The organism is Collimonas sp. GW821-FHT07E08 (assembly GCF_059418905.1).
The window spans coordinates 1-521 of the sequence record NZ_JBWKQR010000067.1 but is presented as its reverse complement, the minus strand read 5'-3'; the positions used below and the strand labels follow the sequence as shown (position 1 = coordinate 521).

At 69.9% G+C, this 521-nt stretch carries 1 protein-coding gene; it reads left to right on the top strand.

What is annotated here, in order from left to right:
* The coding region (locus AC07RZ_RS24190; protein WP_494669880.1) for a S8 family serine peptidase at positions 1-521 on the top strand (521 nt) is incomplete at both ends.

The following is a 521-nucleotide window of genomic DNA, read 5'->3' as shown; positions in this document are numbered from 1 at the left end:
GGCGCCTCGGTGGCCCAGGCGCTGGCCCTGTACAACCTGTACCACCCTTATGTGGCCCAGAAAGGGCTGTTCGTCTGGTCCACCGGCAATGACGGCGGGGCGCAGCCGAACCTGAACGCCAGCCTGCCGTCGCTGTTCGGCGACCTGCAAAGCGGCTGGCTGGCGGTGACCGCGGTCAACGCCGCCGGCGGCAGCAACGGCTATAGCGCCAGCGATACGGTGCCGGGCGTCATCTCCAGCTACGCCAACCGCTGCGGCGTGGCCGCCAACTGGTGCCTGGCCGCAGCCGGCGATTTCATCTCCAGCGTCAGCGGCGCCCGGGTCTTCGGCACCTCCTTCGCGGCGCCGGCGGTGACCGGCGCCGCGGTGCTGGTGCAGCAGGCCTATCCCTGGATGAACGCCGACCTGATCCGCCAGACCATCCTGTCGACGGCGACCGACATGCACGATCCGGCCACCTACGGCTGGGGCCTGCTCAACGCCAGCAAGGCGGTCAACGGACCGGCGCTGTTCGATACGCG